This window comes from Haloimpatiens lingqiaonensis, assembly GCF_901447495.1.
GTDB lineage: Bacteria > Bacillota > Clostridia > Clostridiales > Clostridiaceae > Haloimpatiens > Haloimpatiens lingqiaonensis.
In genome coordinates this window covers 1-1,691 of sequence record NZ_CABDWS010000161.1, presented here as the reverse complement: position 1 = coordinate 1,691, position 1,691 = coordinate 1, and the positions used below count along the sequence as shown (strand labels likewise).

The 1,691-nt window shown below is 28.7% G+C and carries 1 protein-coding gene; it reads left to right on the top strand.

Features of this window, described 5'->3' with window-relative positions:
* The first annotated feature begins 685 nt into the window (after positions 1-685).
* Positions 686-1,597, top strand: coding sequence for a 4-hydroxy-tetrahydrodipicolinate synthase (dapA, locus tag FGK85_RS15070; protein ID WP_138207970.1), 912 nt, complete (start codon positions 686-688; stop codon positions 1,595-1,597).
* The last annotated feature ends 94 nt before the right edge of the window (positions 1,598-1,691 follow it).

The window sequence follows — 1,691 nt, the reverse complement described above, 5'->3', positions numbered from 1 at the left end:
CATTAAATACTGGCTTTTCATGGTTATAAAATAAAACTACAAAATTTATATGCGAAAGTTCAGTTACTTATTATTAACTCCATATGTATTCAAATATCACTATGCAAATACTCAATGGTAATTTATAAAAATACTTGATTTTATAATTAAATACAAAATTTATACTTTATTAAAAACCCATAGATAAATTTTAATGAAATATAAATAAAATAAACTCTAAATAAGAAATCTAGCCTTCATTTATTATTATTCCTTGAACACTGCTCATTCATTATTTTAGCTCTATTGAAATCCAATTAATTATTTAACTTTTACAGTTATAAAATATAAATATAAACAGATCTCTAACCTTCAGATGGAGTTTTTTTACTCCAACTGAAGGTTAGAGATCGTTATCCAGGGACGTAGCTTCCGTTATCTGCCACTTTGTTAGAAGTGGGAGTGTTACGGCAGGTAGTCATCGGATAAAATTGAAAATACAATTAAAGAAATTCCCTAGGAATCACAAACTTCATTCTACATTTTACATTTAAAACGTTTATTCATCTAATGTTAAGATTAAAATTTATGTGTAAAAGTTAATTTAATTAATAATTAAATAGTACAAAATAATTTGAAATAGATTATAATATATTAATATATAAACTATTTTATATTATATAAATTAATAGTAAGGAGGCATAATATGAGTATATTTAAAGGTTCAGGGGTAGCTATAGTAACACCATTCAATGAGGAAGGTGTAGATTTTCAAAGTTTAGGCAATTTACTAGACTGGCACATAGAAAATGGTACCGATGCTATAATTGTATGTGGCACTACCGGTGAAGCTAGCACCATGACTTTAGAAGAAAGAAAAGCAACTATAAAATTTACAGTAGATAGACTAAATAAAAAGATACCTGTAATAGCTGGTACAGGAAGCAATAACACTGCTGCTTCTATAGAAATGAGTAAATGGGCTGAAAGTATAGGAGTAGATGGACTTCTTGTAATAACTCCTTATTACAATAAAACCACACAGAGGGGGCTTGTAAAGCATTTTGAAGCCATTGCAAACAGTGTACAGACTCCAATTATAATATACAATGTTCCAGGAAGAACTGGTATGAATATACTTCCTGCTACACTAAAAAAACTTTGTGGACACAAGAATATAGTAGCTGTTAAAGAGGCTAGTGGTGATATAAGCCAAATAGCCAAAATTAAAGCTCTTTGTGGAGATGAATTAGACATTTATTCTGGTAATGACGACCAAATAATACCTATTTTATCTTTAGGCGGTATAGGCGTAATATCTGTCCTTGCAAATGTAATTCCAAAAGAAGTTCATGATATGTGTTATGCATATTTAAATGGCGACGTTAAAGAAGCTCTAGATATACAATTAAAATCTCTAGATCTTGCTAACAATTTATTTATAGAAACTAATCCTATTCCAGTAAAAACTGCTGTTAACCTTTTAGGAATGAATGCAGGACACTTAAGACTTCCTTTATGTGATATGGAAGAAAGCAACCTTAACAAATTAAAGAAAGCAATGACATCTTATGGACTTACTTTAAAGCAATTTGGTAATATGTCAAGAACAAAATAAAAGAAAAATGAAATGATTTCTTTAAAAAAGGGTAACCTTAACAAGCATACAGTCCAATAAGAATGTATGTTTGTATAATTATGAAATTTAATCT

Coding starts and splice junctions, on each gene's coding strand:
- dapA (WP_138207970.1), top strand. CDS start 686: ATGAGTATATTTAAAGGTTCAGGGGTAGCTATAGTAACACCATTCAAT.